The sequence below is a fragment of the Streptomyces tateyamensis genome (assembly GCF_003205575.1).
In the GTDB taxonomy this organism is placed as follows: Bacteria; Actinomycetota; Actinomycetes; order Streptomycetales; family Streptomycetaceae; genus Kitasatospora; species Kitasatospora tateyamensis.
The window spans coordinates 141,341-160,014 of sequence record NZ_PYBW01000022.1 but is presented as its reverse complement, the minus strand read 5'-3'; the positions used below and the strand labels follow the sequence as shown (position 1 = coordinate 160,014).

At 71.2% G+C, this 18,674-nt stretch carries 19 protein-coding genes and 1 rRNA gene; 14 read left to right on the top strand and 6 right to left on the bottom strand.

The window, feature by feature from the left end; all coding sequences use genetic code 11:
* The first annotated feature begins 52 nt into the window (after positions 1–52).
* From rrf to pstB, 9 genes are all read left to right on the top strand, one after another.
* Positions 53–169 (top strand): 5S ribosomal RNA (rrf, locus tag C7C46_RS06990).
* 89 nt (positions 170–258) lie between these two features.
* Positions 259–1,194, top strand: coding sequence for a mycothiol synthase (gene mshD / locus C7C46_RS06985; protein ID WP_110666835.1), 936 nt, complete (start codon positions 259–261; stop codon positions 1,192–1,194).
* Positions 1,195–1,293: 99 nt separating this feature from the next.
* Positions 1,294–3,579, top strand: coding sequence for an RNA degradosome polyphosphate kinase (locus C7C46_RS06980; RefSeq protein ID WP_425470029.1), 2,286 nt, complete (start codon positions 1,294–1,296; stop codon positions 3,577–3,579).
* 78 nt (positions 3,580–3,657) lie between these two features.
* The gene (locus tag C7C46_RS06975) at positions 3,658–4,776 is read left to right on the top strand and encodes a CHAD domain-containing protein (protein ID WP_110666833.1); all 1,119 of its coding nucleotides are present in this window, start codon (positions 3,658–3,660) and stop codon (positions 4,774–4,776) included.
* A gap of 183 nt (positions 4,777–4,959) precedes the next feature.
* Positions 4,960–5,388 (top strand): NUDIX hydrolase, encoded by a 429-nt coding sequence (locus C7C46_RS06970; protein WP_425470028.1) that lies wholly within the window; start codon positions 4,960–4,962, stop codon positions 5,386–5,388.
* A gap of 251 nt (positions 5,389–5,639) precedes the next feature.
* A complete protein-coding gene (pstS, locus tag C7C46_RS06965) occupies positions 5,640–6,791 on the top strand; it encodes a phosphate ABC transporter substrate-binding protein PstS (protein ID WP_110666829.1) in 1,152 nt (383 codons plus the stop codon).
* 155 nt (positions 6,792–6,946) lie between these two features.
* Positions 6,947–7,966, top strand: a complete 1,020-nt coding sequence (gene pstC / locus C7C46_RS06960; RefSeq protein WP_110666827.1) for a phosphate ABC transporter permease subunit PstC — start codon at positions 6,947–6,949, stop codon at positions 7,964–7,966.
* A complete protein-coding gene (pstA, locus tag C7C46_RS06955) occupies positions 7,963–9,039 on the top strand; it encodes a phosphate ABC transporter permease PstA (RefSeq protein ID WP_110666825.1) in 1,077 nt (358 codons plus the stop codon). The genes pstC and pstA overlap by 4 nt, the downstream gene beginning before the upstream one ends.
* Before the next feature lie 43 nt (positions 9,040–9,082).
* Positions 9,083–9,859, top strand: a complete 777-nt coding sequence (gene pstB, locus C7C46_RS06950) for a phosphate ABC transporter ATP-binding protein PstB (protein ID WP_110666823.1) — start codon at positions 9,083–9,085, stop codon at positions 9,857–9,859.
* A gap of 125 nt (positions 9,860–9,984) precedes the next feature.
* Here the strand turns inward: pstB and C7C46_RS06945 are convergent, their stop codons facing one another.
* Both C7C46_RS06945 and C7C46_RS06940 read right to left on the bottom strand, forming a co-directional pair.
* Positions 9,985–10,980: an inorganic phosphate transporter gene (locus C7C46_RS06945; protein ID WP_110666821.1), complete on the bottom strand. Its 996-nt coding sequence runs from the start codon at positions 10,978–10,980 to the stop codon at positions 9,985–9,987.
* Positions 10,981–10,985: 5 nt separating this feature from the next.
* The gene (locus C7C46_RS06940) at positions 10,986–11,606 is read right to left on the bottom strand and encodes a DUF47 domain-containing protein (RefSeq protein WP_110666819.1); all 621 of its coding nucleotides are present in this window, start codon (positions 11,604–11,606) and stop codon (positions 10,986–10,988) included.
* 344 nt (positions 11,607–11,950) lie between these two features.
* Between C7C46_RS06940 and C7C46_RS06935 the strand changes: the two genes are divergently transcribed.
* Positions 11,951–12,316: a metal-sensitive transcriptional regulator gene (locus tag C7C46_RS06935; protein WP_110666817.1), complete on the top strand. Its 366-nt coding sequence runs from the start codon at positions 11,951–11,953 to the stop codon at positions 12,314–12,316.
* Here C7C46_RS06935 and C7C46_RS06930 read toward each other — a convergent pair.
* Together C7C46_RS06930 and C7C46_RS06925 are read right to left on the bottom strand one after the other, a co-directional pair.
* On the bottom strand, positions 12,294–12,488 hold the full coding sequence (locus tag C7C46_RS06930; protein ID WP_110666815.1) for a hypothetical protein: 195 nt from the start codon (positions 12,486–12,488) through the stop codon (positions 12,294–12,296). The genes C7C46_RS06935 and C7C46_RS06930 overlap by 23 nt on opposite strands.
* Positions 12,489–12,668: 180 nt before the next feature.
* On the bottom strand, positions 12,669–13,547 hold the full coding sequence (locus C7C46_RS06925; RefSeq protein ID WP_110666813.1) for an SCO4651 family lipoprotein: 879 nt from the start codon (positions 13,545–13,547) through the stop codon (positions 12,669–12,671).
* Positions 13,548–13,686: 139 nt separating this feature from the next.
* Here C7C46_RS06925 and C7C46_RS34190 point away from each other — a divergent pair, with 139 nt between their 5' ends.
* On the top strand, positions 13,687–13,884 hold the full coding sequence (locus tag C7C46_RS34190) for a hypothetical protein (protein WP_146259008.1): 198 nt from the start codon (positions 13,687–13,689) through the stop codon (positions 13,882–13,884).
* Between the two features lie 18 nt (positions 13,885–13,902).
* Here the strand turns inward: C7C46_RS34190 and C7C46_RS06920 are convergent, their stop codons facing one another.
* The gene (locus C7C46_RS06920; protein WP_110666811.1) at positions 13,903–14,610 is read right to left on the bottom strand and encodes a phosphatase PAP2 family protein; all 708 of its coding nucleotides are present in this window, start codon (positions 14,608–14,610) and stop codon (positions 13,903–13,905) included.
* Positions 14,611–14,690: 80 nt separating this feature from the next.
* Positions 14,691–15,740, bottom strand: a complete 1,050-nt coding sequence (locus C7C46_RS06915; RefSeq protein WP_110666873.1) for a C40 family peptidase — start codon at positions 15,738–15,740, stop codon at positions 14,691–14,693.
* Between the two features lie 409 nt (positions 15,741–16,149).
* Between C7C46_RS06915 and C7C46_RS06910 the strand changes: the two genes are divergently transcribed.
* From C7C46_RS06910 to C7C46_RS06900, 3 genes are all read left to right on the top strand, one after another.
* Positions 16,150–16,461 (top strand): hypothetical protein, encoded by a 312-nt coding sequence (locus C7C46_RS06910; RefSeq protein ID WP_110666871.1) that lies wholly within the window; start codon positions 16,150–16,152, stop codon positions 16,459–16,461.
* A 113-nt stretch (positions 16,462–16,574) separates the two neighbouring features.
* Positions 16,575–17,384, top strand: coding sequence for a hypothetical protein (locus C7C46_RS06905; protein WP_245984250.1), 810 nt, complete (start codon positions 16,575–16,577; stop codon positions 17,382–17,384).
* Entirely contained in the window at positions 17,374–18,669 is a 1,296-nt protein-coding gene (locus tag C7C46_RS06900; protein WP_245984249.1) for a hypothetical protein, read from the top strand. The genes C7C46_RS06905 and C7C46_RS06900 overlap by 11 nt, the downstream gene beginning before the upstream one ends.
* Positions 18,670–18,674 lie beyond the last annotated feature (5 nt).

Here is an 18,674-nt window from a genome sequence, read left to right as displayed (position 1 = left end):
CCCCCATCCCGGGATATGTCAGGGGTGGGTGCGGCCGATAGTTTCATAGTGTTTCGGTGGTCATAGCGTGAGGGAAACGCCCGGTTACATTCCGAACCCGGAAGCTAAGCCTTACAGCGCCGATGGTACTGCAGGGGGGACCCTGTGGGAGAGTAGGACGCCGCCGAACAATCTTTCAGAAGAAGCCCCCAGCCTTTATGGCTGGGGGCTTCTTCGCGTTTCCGGTCCGGTGAGCTGACACGGCGTAAGGTCGCACACATGGCCATCCACACCACCGACTCGCTCACTGCCGAGGACCTCGGCGCCGTCCGTACCGTGCTCGCTGCCGCCGCCACCGTGGACGGGCGCGAGGCCGTCTCCGAGGCGGGCCGGCTGCGGCTGCGCGCCGACAGCCCCCGCCCCGGGATCCGCCACCTGGTGCAGATGCTGGACGCCCGGCCCGCCGGTTACGCCCAGCTGGAGGCCGGCCCGGACGGGCGGACCGCCACCGTCGAGCTCGCCGTCCATCCCGAGCTGCGCCGCCAGGGGCTCGGCAGGCAGCTGCTCGACGCGGTGCTCGCAGCGGCGGGCCCGCAGCGGACGGTGGACTTCTGGGCCCACGGTGGCCACCCGGGCGCGGCCCGACTGGCAGCCGAGTACGGGGCGGAGCTGGTGCGCGAACTGCGCCAGATGCGGCGCACCGCCCCGGCGCCGGCAGCCGAGCCGCTGCCGTCGGGTGTGGCCCTGCGGACCTTCCGCCCGGGGTGGGACGACCAGGCCTGGCTGCGGTTGAACGCGCTGGCCTTCGCCCACCACCCCGAGCAGGGCTCGTGGACCGAACAGGACCTGGCCGACCGGCTGGCCGAGCCCTGGTTCGACCCGGCCGGCTTCTTCCTGGCCACCCGCCCGGACCCGCAGGGCCCCGCCGGCGCCGAGCGCCTGGTCGGCTTCCACTGGACCAAGGTGCACCCGGCCACCGGTGCCGACCCGGCGCTCGGCGAGGTCTACGTGGTAGGGGTCGACCCGGCCGAGCAGGGCAACGGCCTGGGCCGGGCGCTGACCGCGGCCGGTCTGCGCCATCTGGGCGAGGACCGCAGACTGGAGACGGTGCTGCTGTATGTCGACGCCGACAACCCGGCGGCCATCCGGGTATATGAACGAGTGGGTTTCACCATCCATGAGGTAGACCTGATGTACCAGGTCAGGACGGACTGACCGACCGTCGGATGCACTTCCGGGGGCTGACCGCCTCAGCTTTCCTCCTGGCCATGCGGTGTTTACCGTGGATTCAATTGACGCCGCAAAGATCACAGGATGACGACCGTAGTGTCTCGCTCCCGCAGCATGGGCCACACGGCCGGGCCCGGTCGGATAACGGCCGCACCCGGTGGCTGGCTGTACCCGCAGCGCTCGGCGGGTGCGGGAGAGGGCGAGCACGCGGACCTCAGGGCCAAGGAGCAGGAACCCATGAGCATGACCAACGCGCTCGGTCTGTCGCCGGACAAGCTTCCGGAGGGCGAGCTGGCTGAGCTCCCGCAGGGCCGCTTCCTGGACCGCGAGCGGAGCTGGCTGGCCTTCAACGAGCGGGTGCTCGAGCTGGCGGAGGACACCGAGGTGCCGCTGCTGGAGCGGGCCAAGTTCCTGGCGATCTTCGCGAGCAACCTGGACGAGTTCTTCATGGTGCGGGTGGCCGGCCTGAAGCGCCGGATCGCCACCGGGGTCGCTCAGCGCAGCGCCTCGGGCCTGCAGCCGCGCGAGGTGCTGGACCAGATCTGGTCCCGCTCGCGCGAGCTGATGGCCCGCCACGCCGCGGCGTTCCAGCACGAGGTGCTGCCGGACCTGGCCGCCGAGGGCGTCGAGGTGGTCCGCTGGGCGGAGCTGACCGACAAGGAGCAGGCCCGGCTGCACACCCTGTTCCGGCAGCAGATCTTCCCGGTGCTGACCCCGCTGGCGGTCGACCCGGCGCACCCCTTCCCGTACATATCGGGCCTGAGCCTGAACCTGGCGGTGGTGGTGCGCAACCCGGTCTCCGGGCACAAGCACTTCGCCCGGGTGAAGGTTCCGCAGCCGCTGGCACGTTTCCTGGAGGCCTCCACCCAGCGCTACGTCCCGCTGGAGGACGTGATCGGCGCGCATCTCGAGGAGCTCTTCCCGGGCATGGAGGTGCTCGCCCACCACGCCTTCCGGGTCACCCGCAACGAGGACCTGGAGGTGGAGGAGGACGACACCGAGAACATCCTCAAGGCGCTGGAGAAGGAGCTGATGCGGCGCCGGTTCGGCCCGCCGGTGCGCCTGGAGGTGGAGGAGTCGATCGACCCCTACATCCTGGACCTGCTGGTGCGCGAGCTGAACATCAGCCAGGCCGAGGTGTTTGCGCTGCCCGGCCCGCTGGACCTGACGGGGCTGTTCGGCATCGCCGACCTGGACCGCCCGGAGCTGAAGTACCCGAGTTTCGTCGCGGGCACCGCGCGCGGGCTGACCGATGTGGAGTCGGCCTCGCAGCCGGACATCTTCGCGGCGATGCGCGAGCGGGACGTGCTGCTGCACCACCCGTACGACAGCTTCTCCACCTCGGTGCAGGCCTTCCTGGAGCAGGCCGCGGCCGACCCGAACGTGCTGGCGATCAAGCAGACGCTGTACCGCACCTCCGGTGACTCGCCGATCGTGGACGCGCTGATCGACGCGGCCGAGTCCGGCAAGCAGGTGCTGGTGCTGGTCGAGATCAAGGCCCGGTTCGACGAGCAGGCCAACATCAAGTGGGCCCGCAAGCTGGAGGAGTCCGGCTGCCACGTGGTCTACGGACTGGTCGGGCTGAAGACGCACTGCAAGCTGTCGCTGGTGGTCCGCCAGGAAGGCGACACGCTGCGCCGCTACGCGCACGTGGGCACCGGCAACTACCACCCCAAGACGGCCCGGCTGTACGAGGACCTCGGGCTGCTGACCGCGGACCCGCAGGTCGGCGCCGACCTGTCGGACCTGTTCAACCGGCTCTCCGGCTACTCGCGCCGGGAGTCCTACCGCCGGCTGCTCACCGCGCCGCGCGGGCTGCGCGACGGGCTGATCTCGCGGATCCAGAACGAGGTGGCCAACCACCAGGCCGGTCTGCCGGCCTACGTGAAGCTCAAGGTCAACTCGATCGTGGACGAGGCCGTGATCGACTCGCTGTACCGGGCGTCGCAGGCGGGCGTGCCGGTGGACGTGTGGGTGCGCGGGATCTGCGCGATCCGTCCCGGAGTGGCCGGGCTGAGCGAGAACGTCCGGGTCCGCTCGGTGCTCGGCCGGTTCCTGGAGCACTCCCGGATCTTCGTCTTCGGGCACGGCGGTGATCCCGAAGTCTGGTTCGGCAGCGCGGATATGATGCACCGTAACCTCGACCGCCGGATCGAGGCGCTGGTGCGGGTGGCGGACCCGGCGCACCGCGCTGAGCTGTCCGGGCTCCTCGACCTCGGCATGGCGGAGGACACCGCGTCCTGGCACCTGGGCCCCGACGGCGCCTGGACCAGGCATGGCCACGACGCGGAGGGCCACCGCCTGCGGGACATCCAGGAGCTGCTCATCGGCTCGCGCCAGCGCCGCCGGAGCCCGGCCGGCACGCTCTGACCATCCGTCACCTGCCCCGGGTGAGGTCCGCCCACGGGGGGATCGGCCGACCACGGGGGAACGGGGAGAACCCAGGACATGACTGACGCGCCCATGACGGCTTCGGCGTCCACCGCGACCGCCGGAGAGGTCCTCGCCAGGTATCTGACCGGGCAGGCGGGCGGGTTCCTGCGCGCCCTGCCGCAGGCGGTGGGCGAAGCCGGCGCCCGGCCGGGGGCGCTGCCCTCGCTCAACGCGCCCGGCGGCAGCGCCGGTACCGAGGACCTGCTGCGTGCCGTGCGACGGATCGGCGGCGTGCTGCACACCTTCGGGCAGCTGTTCGAGAGAACCTGGGCCGAGGAGTTCCGCTCGGAACTGCGCTGGCTGCTCAACCTGCTGGCCCAGGAGCCGGCCTACACCCGCCGGGCGGCCCGGCTGCTGGGCGCGCTGGACACGCTCAGCGCCACCGGGGCCACCGGCGAGCTCGGCGGTCCCGGGATGCTCGCCGGACACCAGGGGGCGCCGAAGGCCCGGGCCCTGCTGGACCGTCAGCTGACGCTGGCCCGGACCAGGGCGCACAGCACCGTGCTGCAGGAGCTGCGGTCGGCCCGGCTGCACGCGCTGGCGGACCGGATGACCCTGCTGGTCGGCGAGGCGCCGCTGTTGACCGCGGCCGCGGGCGAGGCCGGCGAGGTGCTGCTGCCGCAGGCCGCCCGGGCGCTGGAGACGCTGACCGCGGCGGCGGCGGCGCTGCCGCTGCGCCGGGCGGCCACCGCCTACCAGGGGGACGCGCTGCACCGGTTGGGCGGCGGCGCGCCGCAGGTCCCGGCCCAGGCGCGCACGGCGGCACCGGCGTCGGCCGGTGGCGACATCGCGGACAGCGCGCTGGCGGCCGACGACGCGCCGTGGCACCGGGTGCGGATCCTGGTCAAGCGGGCCCGGTACGCGGGTGAGGTGTGCGGCCGGGCGGTCGCCGAACTGGACGGGTTGGACCGGGTGCTGGACCACCACCAGGAGGCGGCGGACGCGGCGGTGACGGCGGCGACCGCGGCGCGCACCCCGCGGATCACCCCGGCGACGGCCTACGTACTCGGTGTGGTGCATGCTGATCAGCGGCTGGAGGTCGAGGCGGCGCGGTACGCCTTCGGCAGCCAGTGGCCCTCGATCTCCTTCGGCCTGGACGGCTGGGAGGAGTCCCCAGTACCCCGGACGGCGTGAATGGCTGAGCGGCACGAGAACCGGCAGGCGCAAGCTCGGGCGGCGGGCGCGGTCGGCCGCGCCGCGGAGCCGTCCGGTCGGCCGGCCCGTAAGCAGGTGCGCGAGGCGAAGCGGCCGGGGAGGTGGATCGCGCGCGGGACGCCGGCGGTCGCGGCGCACCGGTCGAGCGGCCGGGGAAGCGGGTTGCCGACCGTGCTGGCGGCCGGCGCGGTGCTCTGGGTGCCGGGCGAGCCGCGCCGGGACGGCACCGTGCGCAAGCCGCGGATCGCCTTGATCCACCGGCCCAAGTACGACGACTGGAGCCTGCCCAAGGGCAAGCTGCGGGCCGGGGAGGCACCCTGGCAGGCGGCGCTGCGCGAGGTGGAGGAGGAGACCGGGCTGGCCTGCCGGCTGGGCGCGCCGCTGCCGACGCAGTACTACCTGGCGCAGGGCCGGCCCAAGGAGGTGCGGTACTGGGCGGCGGTTCCGGTGCACGGCGAGTTCCGGCCCAACCGCGAGGTGGACCGGATGAAGTGGCTCAAGCCGGCCAAGGCGCGCGCCAAGCTGACCCACGACCGGGACCGGCTGCTGATCGACGCGCTGCTCGAGCACCTGGGCCGTTCGCCTGCCTGACCTGCGGCCGTCACCTGGCGGCGTGTCTTGGCCGAACTCCTCCCGTGATGCAACCGTTACTACCGACCCGTGTTTCCTGGCATCCGTTCGAGGTTCACTCCCCGTTCACTTGCGTCCGGCTGACGCGTCACCTGTCCCACCTAACTTCGGTCCTACCGGAGGGCCGGAGAGGCCCCGGACCACAGCTCGTCCGCCCGGCCCGCGCACTCGACGGGGCTACCGGCGGACTGTGCCAAAGAAAGGGACACCCTGTGAAGCTCCAGCGGAACGGCCGCTCCAAGGCCCTCGCGATCGGTGCCGTGGCGCTCGTCAGCTCGCTGTCGCTCGCGGCCTGCGGCTCGGACAACAACAACAGCTCGGCCGGCAGCACCGGTGGTACGGGCGGCAGCAGCACCTCGGCCGCCGCGATCAAGTGCGCCGACAAGCAGGCCCCGATGCTGGCCGCCGGCTCCACCGCCCAGGGCACCGCCATCGATGTCTGGAAGGCCGCCTTCGGTGCCGCCTGCCCCAGCAGCACCCTGAACTACAGCGGTGGCGGCTCGGGCGCCGGTGTCCAGCAGTTCAACCAGGGCAAGGTCACCTTCGCCGGTTCCGACGCCGCCCTGAAGGCCACCGAGGTCGAGGCCTCGAAGGCGGTCTGCACCGGTGGCGGCCAGGGCATCGACCTGCCGATGGTCGGCGGCCTCGTCTCGATCATCTTCAACGTCCAGGGTGTCGACCACCTGGTGCTCGACGCGCCGACCCTGGCGAAGATCTTCGACTCGCAGATCACCAAGTGGAACGCCCCGGAGATCGCCGCGCTGAACCCGGGCGTCACCCTGCCGGCCGCCGACATCCAGGCCTTCCACCGCTCGGACGACTCGGGCACCACCCAGAACCTGACCGCGTACCTGGCCAAGGCCTCCAACGGTGCCTGGGCCTACCCGGCCGCCAAGACCTGGGCCGGCAAGGGCGGCCAGTCGGCCGCGCAGTCCGCGGGCGTCTCCGCCCAGGTCAAGTCGGTGCCGAACTCGATCGGCTACGCCGAGCTGTCCTACGCGCAGCAGAACAACCTGAAGAGCGCCTCGATCGCCACCGGTGCCAGCAAGCCGGTCGACGCGACCGCCGTGAACGCCGCCACCACCATCGCCACCGCGAAGTCGGCCGGTGCCAGCAACCCGAACGACCTGGCGCTGAGCCTGGACTACGCGACCAAGGCCGAGGGTGCCTACCCGATCGTCCTGGTCACCTACGAGATCGTCTGCGACAAGGGCAACAAGCCCGAGACCCTGGACACCCTCAAGGCGTTCCTGAACTACACCATCAGCGACGCCGGCCAGCACGCCATCGGCGACAAGGGCTACGTTCCGCTGCCCAAGGAGGTCTCCGACAAGGTGAAGACCGTGATCGGCACCCTGTCCTGACCTGAGGTCAACACACTTCGGCCGGCGGTCCCGCACACGGGGGGACGGGACCGCCGGCCGGCCGCATCCGCTGATCCACCACCACTCGTCCGGGGCACCGCCGCCATGGTGCCGCCCTTGCCAGGGGCAGCACCGCCAGACCGGAGTAGAACTTCATGACTTCCTCGCCCCCTGGCGTTCCCAGGGAAACCACCGAAGCGTCCACCGAGACCTCGCCCAGGCGCCGCAGCTCCCTGCAGGGGAACAGCCGTCGGGGTGACAGCATTTTCCGCGGGGCCTCGGCCGGATCCGGCATCCTGCTGCTGGTCATCATGGCCGCCATCGCGGGCTTCCTGATCTACCGCAGCAGCATCGCGATCAACAAGGACACCACCAGCTTCCTGACCACCTTCGAGTGGGACCCGGACAACATCCAGAAGCCCAGCTTCGGGATCGCCGTCCTGGTCTTCGGGACCCTGGTCTCCGCGGCCATCGCGATGGTCATCGCGGTGCCGGTCGCGATCGGAATCGCGCTGTTCATCTCGCACTACGCGCCGCGCCGGATCGCCCAGCCGTTCGCCTACCTGGTGGACCTGCTGGCGGCCGTGCCCAGCATCATCTACGGCCTGTGGGGCGCGCTCTTCCTGGTGCCGCACCTGGGCGGGCTGAACAGCTGGCTCGACCACTACCTGGGCTGGACCTACATCTTCAAGCTCAGCCACCCGGGCGCCCCGGCGCGCAGCCTGTTCACGGTCGGCATCCTGCTGGCCATCATGGTGCTGCCGATCATCACCGCGGTCAGCCGCGAGGTGTTCCGCCAGGTGCCGCGGATGCACGAGGAGGCGGCGCTCGCGCTCGGCGCGACCCGCTGGGAGATGATCCGCACCGCGGTGCTGCCGTTCGGCCGCCCGGGCATCATCTCGGCCTCGATGCTCGGCCTGGGCCGGGCGCTGGGCGAGACCATCGCGGTCGCCACCGTGCTCTCCGCCAGCAACGTGCTCTCGCTGCACCTGCTGGACGCGGGCGGCGGCACCTTCGCCCAGAACATCGCGCTGAAGTTCGGTGAGGCCGGCTCGGTCGGCAAGGACGCGCTGATGGCCTCCGGCCTGGTGCTGTTCGTGATCACGCTGCTGGTGAACGGTGCGGCCCGGATGATCGTGGCCCGCCGCAAGGAGTACTCGGGGGCGAACTCGTGACCACCGCGACCTCTACCGCGGACCGCTCGCCGGCTCCGCAGCTGCGCCGCCCGCTGACCGCGGCCCGACTGCCCCGCTGGGCGCCGGCCGGGATCGCCGTCCTGTCCATCGCGCTCGCCTGCGCGATCGGTGCCGGCGCCGGGCTCGCCAGCCACCTCCAGTGGGGCGTGATCGCCGCACTCCTGTTCGTCTCGATCAGCTACGGCGTGGCCGCCAAGGTCGAGGGCCACCGTCAGGCCAAGGACCGGTTCTTCACCTCGCTGGTGTGGACCGCCTTCGTGCTGGCCGTGGTGCCGCTGGTCGCGCTGCTGGTCTACACGTTCCAGCAGGGCAGCAGCGTGGTGGACGGCAACTTCCTCAACCACTCGATGCGCGGGGTCCTCTCCTCCGGTCCCGGCGGCGGCATCTACCACGCGCTGCTCGGCACCCTGCAGCAGGTCGGCCTGGCCACCCTGATCGCCGCGCCGATCGGCCTGCTGACCGCCGTCTACCTGGTGGAGTACGGCCGCGGCCGACTTGCCGCGGCGGTCACCTTCTTCGTCGACGTCATGACGGGTATCCCGTCGATCGTCGCCGGTCTGTTCATCCTCTCCGTCTGGAACCTGGCCCTCGGCTTCGACTACTCCGGCTTCTCGGGCAGCCTCGCGCTGGCCATCCTGATGATGCCGGTCGTGGTGCGCTCCACCGAGGAGATGCTCAAGCTCGTCCCGAACGAGCTGCGCGAGGCCGCGTTCGCGCTCGGCGTGCCGAAGTGGAAGACCATTCTGCGGGTCGTGATCCCCACCGCGATCGGCGGCATCACCACTGGTGTGATGCTGGCGGTCGCCCGGATCACCGGTGAGACCGCGCCGGTGCTGATGCTGGTGTTCGTCTCCGACTCGATCAACACCGACCCGTTCAACGGGCCGCAGATGAATCTCCCGGTCTACATCTGGCAGCAGTACGGCTACAACAACCAGTACAGCTACGCCCGTGCCTGGGGTGCCGCGCTGGTGCTGATCGCCGTGGTGATGGGTCTCAACCTGATCGCCCGCGGGATCGCCCGCTGGCGCTCGCCCAAGACCGGACACTGAGCGTCCGACTGACGTACGAACAGACGAGAGAAGAAGAAAGATCATGGCTAAGCGCATCGACGTCAGCGGACTGTCGGCCTACTACGGTGGCACCAAGGCCATCGAGGACATCTCGATGACCATCGAGCCCCGCTCGGTGACCGCCTTCATCGGCCCGTCCGGCTGCGGCAAGTCGACCTTCCTGCGGACCCTGAACCGGATGCACGAGGTGATCCCCGGCGCCCGGGTCGAGGGCAAGGTGCTGCTCGACGACGAGAACCTGTACGGCTCGACGGTGGACCCGGTCGCGGTGCGCCGCACCGTCGGGATGGTCTTCCAGCGCCCCAACCCGTTCCCGACCATGTCCATCTACGAGAACGTGGTGGCCGGTCTGAAGCTGGCGGGCGTCAAGAAGAAGTCGGTGCTGGACGGCGTGGTGGAGTCCTCGCTGAAGGGCGCCAACCTGTGGAACGAGGTCAAGGACCGGCTGAACAAGCCCGGCGCCGGCCTCTCCGGCGGCCAGCAGCAGCGCCTGTGCATCGCCCGCGCGATCGCGGTCGAGCCGCAGGTCCTGCTGATGGACGAGCCCTGCTCGGCCCTGGACCCGATCTCCACGCTGGCGATCGAGGACCTGATCGGCGAGCTCAAGGAGCGGTTCACCATCGTCATCGTGACCCACAACATGCAGCAGGCGGCCCGGGTCAGCGACCGCACCGCCTTCTTCAACCTGGCGGGCGTGGGCCAGCCGGGCAAGCTGATCGAGCTGGACGACACCCAGCGGATCTTCTCCAACCCGTCGGTGCAGGCGACCGAGGACTACATCTCCGGTCGCTTCGGCTGATCCCCGCCGCACCTCAGGCTGCCCTTCGGTGCTGCATGGCGGTGCCGCCGCGGGGTATGGGAAGGGCCCGCCCTCGGGACGCGAGGGCGGGCCCTTCCCGCATCTCCGGGGCCCGTGACGGCGGCTCAGGCCACGATCAGGTGGGTGATCCAGTAGACCGCGGCGGCCACCAGGCCGGCCGCCGGCATGGTGATGAACCAGCCGAGCACGATGTTCTTGGCCACGCCCCAGCGGACCGCGCGCAGCCGCTTGGTGGCGCCCACGCCCATGATGGCCGAGGTGATCACGTGGGTGGTGGAGATCGGCGCCTTGTAGACGTACGACGTGATGTACATGATCGTCGCCGCGGTGGACTCGGCCGCGAAGCCCTGCGGCGGGTCCAACTCGATGATCTTGCGGCCCAGGGTCCGCATGATCCGCCAGCCGCCCGCGTAGGTGCCCAGCGAGAGCATCGTGGCGCAGGAGAGCTTGACCCAGATCGGGATTCCGTTGCCGGTCTGGTGGCCCGAGATGACCAGCGCCATCACCACCACGCCCATGGTCTTCTGGGCGTCCTGCAGGCCGTGTGCCAGCGCCATCGCGGCCGCCGAGGCGGTCTGCGCGACCCGGAAGTTGCGCTTGGCCTTGTGCGGGTTGGCCCGCCGGAACAGCCACAGGATGGCCAGCATCACCAGGTAGCCGGCGATCAGGCCGACGATGGGGGAGAGCACCATCGGAATGATGATCTTGTCCACCACGCCGTGCCAGATCACCCCGGTGCCACCCGCCAGCGCCGCGCCGACCAGCCCGCCGAAGAGCGCGTGCGAGGAGGAGGAGGGCAGGCCGAAGTACCAGGTGGTGAGGTTCCAGGTGATCGCGCCGACCAGCCCGCCGAACAGGATCGTCATCCCCTGGCTGCCGTGCGGGGTCTCGATCAGCCCCTTGGAGACGGTCTGCGCCACCCCGCTGCCCAGGAAGGCGCCGGCCAGGTTCATCACCGCGGCCATCGCCAGCGCGGCCCGCGGGGTCAGCGCCCGGGTGGAGACCGAGGTGGCGATCGCGTTCGCCGAGTCGTGGAAGCCGTTCGTGTAAGTGAAGCCGAAGGCCACGCCGATGACGACGATGAGTGCTGCCATGTCCACGCTGGTCAGGACTCCTTGACGGCGATGGTCTCCACCGTGTTCGCCACGTGCTCGAAAGCGTCCGCGGCCTCCTCCAGCACGTCCACCACCTGCTTGAGCTTGAGCACCTCGAGGGTCTCGTACTGGCCGCTGAACAGGTGGGCGAGCAGCTTGCGGTGGATCTGGTCGGCCTGGTTCTCCAGGCGGTTGACCTCGATCCAGTACTCGTTGAGGTGGGCCATGCTGCGCAGGTTGGACATCGCCTCGGCGGTCAGCTCGGCGGCCCGGGCCAGCACCTCGATCTGCTGCCCGATGCCGGGGGGCAGCGACTGGATGTCGTAGAGCACGACCAGGTCGACCGCCTCCTCCATGAAGTCCATGATGTCGTCCAGCGAGGAGGCCAGGGTGTAGATGTCCTCGCGGTCGAACGGGGTGATGAAGGAGGAGTTGAGCTGGTGGAAGATGGCGTGGGTGGTGTCGTCGCCGGCGTGCTCGGCGGCGCGCATGCGCTCGACGATCTCGGCACGGCCTGACACGTCCGAGCCGAGCAGTTCCAGCAGGAGCTTCGACCCGACGACCAGGTTCTCCCCGGCCGCGGCGAACATGTCGTAGAAGCTCGTCTCCTTCGGGGTCAGGCTAAAACGCACGGAGATCTCCGATGAGCGGGGGACGGACTGAACGATGCTAGGTGTTCTGCGCCGCGATTGTTCAACGGGGTAGCACGTCTTCGGCACAGAGGGAATCGGATGCTCCCCTTCCGGACGCAGCTTGACCGGAACACATTGGGCCCCCGGACGTCGATGTGACGGGCGTAGAGCCACAAGTCTGACGGACGATCGGCTCGAACGCCCCCCTCCGGCGGTCGGTGATCCCGATCAGCGCCCGGACGGGGGAACCCCCCCCGGGGGTCCCCGGTGCGGGACACTGGGGGGACCGGCGCCCTGACCCGACAGCGTGGCGACCGGGGCGACGAGGAGAGCGGGGCAGGCCGATGACCACCGAGACCACCGAGAGCACCGGCGGCACGGGCAAAGGCACGGGTACCGGCGCGGACGGCGCGGCGGCGCACCACGGGCCGCACGGGTACAGCCCGCACAAGGCCGACCACCTCAAGCGGCTGCGCCGGATCGAGGGTCAGGCCCGCGGCCTGCAGCGGATGGTCGAGGAGGACGTCTACTGCATCGACATCCTGACCCAGGTCTCGGCCACCACCAAGGCGCTCCAGTCCTTCGCGCTCTCGCTGTTGGAGGAGCACATCAAGCACTGCGTCGCGGACGCGGTGAACGAGGGCGGCGAGGCGATGGACGCGAAGGTGGCCGAGGCGATGGCCGCGATCAGTCGGCTGCTGCGGAGCTGACCGGCCGGTCCGCCGCCGGGCGGGGACGGTGCAGCAGCACCTCGTCGATCCGGTCGGTGGGCAGCCGCTCGGCGGGCGAGTCGGTGGCGGCGATCATCAGCTCGCCGGTGAGCTCGATCTCGTCCAGCGCGGTGCGGTCGTGGCCGAGGGCGGAGCCGGTCGTGTGGTCCACTGTCCGATCCGCGGAGGACGACACCTGCACCACCCCTTCAGCGCCCGCACCCCGGGGTCCTCAGCCCCCCGCATCCCAGCCTAGAGAGTGTCGGGCCCGCTCCCCATGGCACGGACGGGTCATCTCTGCCGCACAGACGGGTGACTCTCCGTCAGGGACATGACGAGTCGTCGGGGTTGCTCACTTCGGCGAACTGCCGTCCTGCATGTCCACCACGTCGGCCGCCGGCGGCTCGGCCACCTGCACGGCGGTGCCGAACTCACTCAGCGTCAGTGAGGAGACCACCTTCACCTGGTCCTTCGGGTCCTTGGAACCGGGCACCCCGGCGAAGGCGAAGGTCTCGGTCAGCTTGTGCAGCCGGCCCTGCCCGTCCAGCCAGGCCTCGAACGGGACGGCCTTGACGGTGAAGGTCGCGGCCGCGGTGCGCAGGCCGTTGGCGGCCGGGCCGCCGGTGGCGTCGGCCGCCTTGGCCAGGTCCAGGGTGCCCTGGTAGTGCTTGAGCTGGACCCCGTCCACCGCCTCGGTGCCGAGCAGCGAGGCCTGCTGGGCACCGCGCAGCGCGCCCGCGGCGGTGGCCGGGTCGGTGGCGCCGTTACTGATCAGGTTGCCGTCGGCCAGTTGCCGCACGTCGAGCTTGACCCACTTGCCGGCCGGCACCTTGGCGCCGCTGTTCTGCAGGAAGACCAGGCCGGGCTCGACCACCTCCACCACCTTGCCGGTGGTGGCCGCGCCGGGGGGCACCTGCACCTCCAGCCGGCCGATCCGCTTGGCGTAGTCGTACGGGCCGCTGCCGGTGAAGTCCGCCTTCTTGTCGCCCGATTCGGTGGTCAGCCGGGTGGCGGCCTGGGCCGAACCGGTGTGGCCGGTGATGTCGGCGGCGTTGCGGACGGCGGTGAGCGGGTCGTCGGCCAGCTTGTCGGCCACCTGCGGGTGCGCCTCGGAGCCCGCGGCACCGGAGTCGGAGGAGCCGGCCGAGGCGCCGCCGCAGCCGGTGAGCACGGCCGCGAGCAGCGGGCCGACGGTCGACGCGAGCAGCCGGGCCCGGCGCGAAGTCCTCATGGTGATCCCAACCCCCTCGAACCGCCGGCGCCCCTTGGTGGACGTAGGCCGGTACTTGCGACAACGAGGAGTGGAAGTGTTGGTTACGCCTTCTCGGCGCATGGCGGGCGTTGTGCGCCGGTGAGTTACCGTTGCTTTCGTGTTGGTACGACCCTCCCGAGCCCACCCCGCCGTGCCCGAGCCGGAGGGCGCCGCGGGGCACCAGGTCGCGGTCACCGAGCGCGGTTCGTTCGCCTCCGCCGCCTGCACCTGCGGCTGGGCCGCACCGGCCCGCCGGTCCCGGGACAAGGCCCGCCGCGACGCCGCCGAGCACCGGGCGGCGGCGGAGCGGGCCTAGCACTGTTCGGCACGCGCGCTACGCCGCCAGGTCGGAGTCGTCCAGCGGGTGCCGGGGCTGCGGGGCGGGGTCCACGCCGGTGCGCCGGCGGCGGCCGCCGGGGCGGGGTCCGGGGGATGCGGTGACCAGCGGGGCCAGCGGCGAGCGGGTCAGCGCGTGGCAGAGCGGGACCAGCACCACCATCGCGATGGGGGCCAGCAGCAGCACCACGGCGGCGGCCAGCGCGTAGCCGCCCAGCACGTCGGTCGGGTAGTGCACGCCCATGAAGACCCGGCAGAAGCCCTGCAGCAGGGCCAGCGACCCGGCCAGCGCCCCGAGCCGGCGGTCCACCAGGAACAGCGCGACCGCGAAGGCCATCGCCATCGTGGCGTGGTCGCTGACGAAGGAGTGGGTGCCGGCCTTGCCGGCCACCAGGACGTCCAGCCCGGCGTGGCCGACGAACGGGCGCGGGCGGTCCACGATGGCGGCGATCGGCAGGTTGGCCAGCTCCGCCAGCGCGACCGAGAGCGGCACCCAGAGCACCCCGGCCACCGCCACGGGGGCGGCCGGCTGCTTGCGGGCCCGCAGCCAGCCGAGCGCACAGAGCGTCAGCAGGCCCAGCAGGATGCCGTACTCGCCGATCCAGGAGACGGCCGAGTCCAGCCAGGGCGGGGCCGCCCGGGCCCAGCCGTTGACGGTGTAGAGCAGGTCGAGGTCGGGGTTGCCGTCGGCCAGCAGCGTGGACATGCCGCACCTCCTGTGCTCCGTGCCGGAAGATCGTCCGCGCGGCAGCCTACTTGACGGACCGTGGACGACCTGTCACACCGTCAACTCCTCGGGGTCGGGTCCGAGCCGCCCGTGATCGAGCCGTCGGAGCCGCGCACCGGCAGGGCGGCGGCACCGTCCGAGCTGACCCGGGTGGCGCCGATGTAGTCAGGCTGGTCGATGGTGTCGTAGCGGATCACCGCGCCGGTGTGCGGGGCGTTGATCATGTAGCCGCCGCCCACGTAGATGCCGACGTGGTGGATGCTGCGCGGATCGTTGAGGTCGGTGGCGAAGAAGACCAGGTCGCCCGGACGCAGCTGGTCCCGGGTCGGGTGCTGGCCGGCGTACCACTGGTCGTTGGCGACCCGGGGCAGGGTGATTCCCACCGAGGCGTAGGCGGCCTGGGTCAGGCCGGAGCAGTCGAACCGGCCCGCCTGCGAGGGCAGGCCCTCGCCGCCCCACAGATAGGGGGTGCCGAGCTTGGTCTGGGCGAAGTAGATCGCGCCGGAGGCCTGCTGGGAGACCGTCACGGGGGCGGTGGCGGCGGTGAAGCTCTGCGCCAGCGCCCGGATCGAGCGCACGTAGCCCTGGGTCTCGCTGTACGGCGGCACGCCCTGGTAGCGGAGCACCGCGTCCGAGCCGGCGTTGTAGGCGGCCAGCAGGTTGGCCTGCCGGTCGCCCGGGATGCCGACGGTGGCCCGGGCCATCGCGCAGTCGTAGGCGGCGGCGGCGGGGATGGCGTCGGCCGGGTCCCAGACGTCGCGCCTGCCGTCGCCGTTGCCGTCCTGGCCGTACTCGGCCCAGGTGCCGGGCATGAACTGGGCGATGCCCTGGGCGCCGACGGGGCTGCGGGCACCCGGGTCGAAGCCGCTCTCCTGGTACAGCTGGGCGGCCAGCATCGGGGCGGAGATCTCCGGGCAGCTGCTGCCGGCCCGCTGGATCAGCTGGGTGTAGGCGGCCGGGACGGTGCCTGGGGCCAGGCCGAGTTGGGAGTTGCCGACGGTCTGCGGAGCCCCACTGGCCGCATAGGTCCCCACCCCCACCAGCAGCAGGAAGCCGAATGCAACAGCTCCGCCTGCGACGGCCGCTCGCGTGCCATTCCGGAGTACCATCAGCACCATCCCGATGCAGTGTCAGAGAGCTTGGGGTCACGGGGGAATCCGGGACCTGGAGCCTTGGGCACGGCACCGGTACGCATATGCCCCCCGCACGCGCCAGGTCGTTCGGCCGACACCTCCGGAGTCTGCCGACAGTCATTGCTCAGCGCAATCATCGGAGATACTGAGAGTGAGCGCTATCCTTCGTACGGTGGACATCCTGGCGTACGTGTCCGATGTCTTGCGACCAATCCTCCAGAAGTAGCCAAGTCGACATCAGATCTGGCCAAGAATAGGCCTCGGGCCTTCGCACTCCGGTGGTGCGGGCCTTGAATTGCCTGATCGGGCGGTGAGACAGGAAATGCACGTGGGTGACACAGTGAGCAGTGTGGGCAACACCGTGAACGGATACGCAAGTGGCCTCCTGGCTGCGGATCCGCCCAAGAAGGGCAGTATCGACACCATTATCGGTGGCATCGCCCCGGATTGGGGTCCTTTCTCCACCCTGGGGTCGGAAGCCCGGATCATGGTCGAGGTGGTGATGGCGGTCGCCATCCTGGCCTGCCTGGCGATCGCGGTCTGGGGCGCGGCCAAGCAGCGGATCGGCGCCACCGCGATGCGGGACACCTTCAGCGCCGAGCAGGGCAAGGGGCTGATCATCGCCGGGCTGACCGGCGTGTTCATCATCGGTTCGCTCGGCACGCTCTTCACCATTGTTTACGGCATGGCTATCTGACGATCAGACAGTCGGCCCGGTGATCGCCACCGGGTCTGCCGCAGCCTCGCGCCGCTCGCCCCGATCACCACGCTGGAGCCCGTACCCCGGCTCCCTGTCCCAGGAGGGCCGCCGTGCCGTTGCCCGACGACCAGCCGCACACCCGTACGCGGCTGCCGGTCGGCGAACAGGGCTCCCTGCCGCCGACTGGTCGTCAGGCCCGGCCGCTGCGCACCCTGCTGACGGTGCTGGTGGTGGTCACCCTGCTGGTGGTGGCCATCTCGATCGCCAACAGCGGCAAGCACGTGAACCAGTCCGGCGCGGGCCACCAGGACGCCCCGCCGCCCGGCTCGAGCGCGCCCACGGCGCCCAGCGGCGAGCTGCCGGTGAGCACCAGCACCAACGGGATCGGCACCGGCTACCCGCACACCGAGCAGGGCGCCCAGTCGGCGGCCGCCAACTACGCGGTGGCCCTGGGCGGGGCCGACATGTTCCGCACCGACGGGCGGCGCACCGTCCTGGGCGCGATCGCCGACCCCGCGGTGGCCGACGCCCTGCGCGGCCGGCTGGACCAGGCGATGACGCCCGAGGCGCTGGCCGGCTACGGCCTGGACGCTCAGGGCCGGGCGCCGACCGGGCTGGTGTTCGTCAGCCGCGCGGTGCCGATCGGCACCAGGACAGACGGGTACAGCGCGGACACCACCAAGGCGCTGGTCTGGTGCACCGGGCTGGGCGGGCTGGCGGGGAGCGGCTCGACCCTGCCGGTGAAGGCCACCTGGTACACGCTGACGCTGACGCTGCACTGGGTCGGGGGCGACTGGAAGCTCACCGACTTCTCCCGGCAGAGCGGGCCGGCCCCGGTGCCCGCCGACCAACAGGCCGCCGGTGCCGATGAGATCACCGGCGCCGTCCAGCAGTTCGGAGGCTTCCGCTATGCCCGCTGACGGAGCGCAGGACGGCGCGCTGGCCGACTTCGGGCGGGTGAAGCGGCGCGCCCTGCGACTGGGCGCGGTCATGGCGACGGTCCAGCTGGGGGCGATGGTCGCGGCCCAACGCGTCTTCGCGGCGCCGAGTCCGAGTCCAAGTCCGTCGCCGAGCAAGGGTTGTGACTTCCCCCTCCCCGGCGCCGACACGGTGTGCGGGACCAACCCCGGCGGTGTCACCGTCCCCGGGGGTGGGACGGTGGGGCAGGTGACGGATCCGCTCGGGTCGTTGGCGAAGGCGTGTGCGCAGGCGGCGGCGTGGGTGGTGCGGAACCTGTCGTCGGTGATCGACACCACCACGCAGGTGGACTTCACCAATACGGACTTCCTGGCCCAGTACGCCGTGGTGTTCGCCGCCTCCACCGTGCTGACCCTGGTGCTGTGGCTGCTCGCGGTGACCAAGCGGGCGGTGCGCGGGGTGCCGTTGTCGCAGGCCTTCTCGGAGGCGATCGGGTTCCTCTGGCTGACCGTCATCGCCTCGGCCTTCACGCCGCTGAGCCTGTACACCCTGGTGGGCGCGACCGACGGGCTGACGGCGGCGATCGCGGCCGGGACCAAGTCGGACACCGGGACGTACCTCGGCGGGTTCGCCGACACCCTGGAGCACGGGTCGATCGGCGGCGGCCCGCTGATCCTGGTGCTGGTCTCGCTGGTGGCGGTGCTGGCGGCGGTGGTGCTCTGGATCGAGCTGTGGATCCGCACCGCGATGCTCTACGTGGGCGCGCTGCTCGGCACCGCGGTCTACGCCGGCCTGGTGGACAAGCAGCTGTGGAAGCACGTGCGCCGGTGGGCCGGCCTGATGGCCGCGGTCGACCTGGCCAAGCCGGTGATCGTGATCATTCTGGGCCTGGCCAGCGCGGTGGCCGGCGGTGCCGGTGCCTCGGACGACTTCGCCCGGGTGTTGGCGGGGCTGGCCATCCTGTTCCTGTCGATCTTCGCGACCAGCGCGATCTACCGCTTCGTGCCCGGCTTCGGCGACGAGATGGCGCACCTGCGCAACGCCCGGGCCAACGCGGTGAGCGCCGGTTCGGCGATGATCAACGGGCCGGCCAACCTGGTGAAGCAGGGCATCTCCACCCACGGCTCGCGCGGCTCGGGACCGGAGACCGCGTCGGCCTCCGGCTCGGGTGCGGGCGGCGGCTCGGTGGCCCCGGGCATCGCCGCGCACGCCTCGCGCAGCCCCGCGCCGCCGGCCCAGAACACCGCTCCGACCACACCCGCCCAGAACCCAGCGAAGGGAGGCTGACCGCA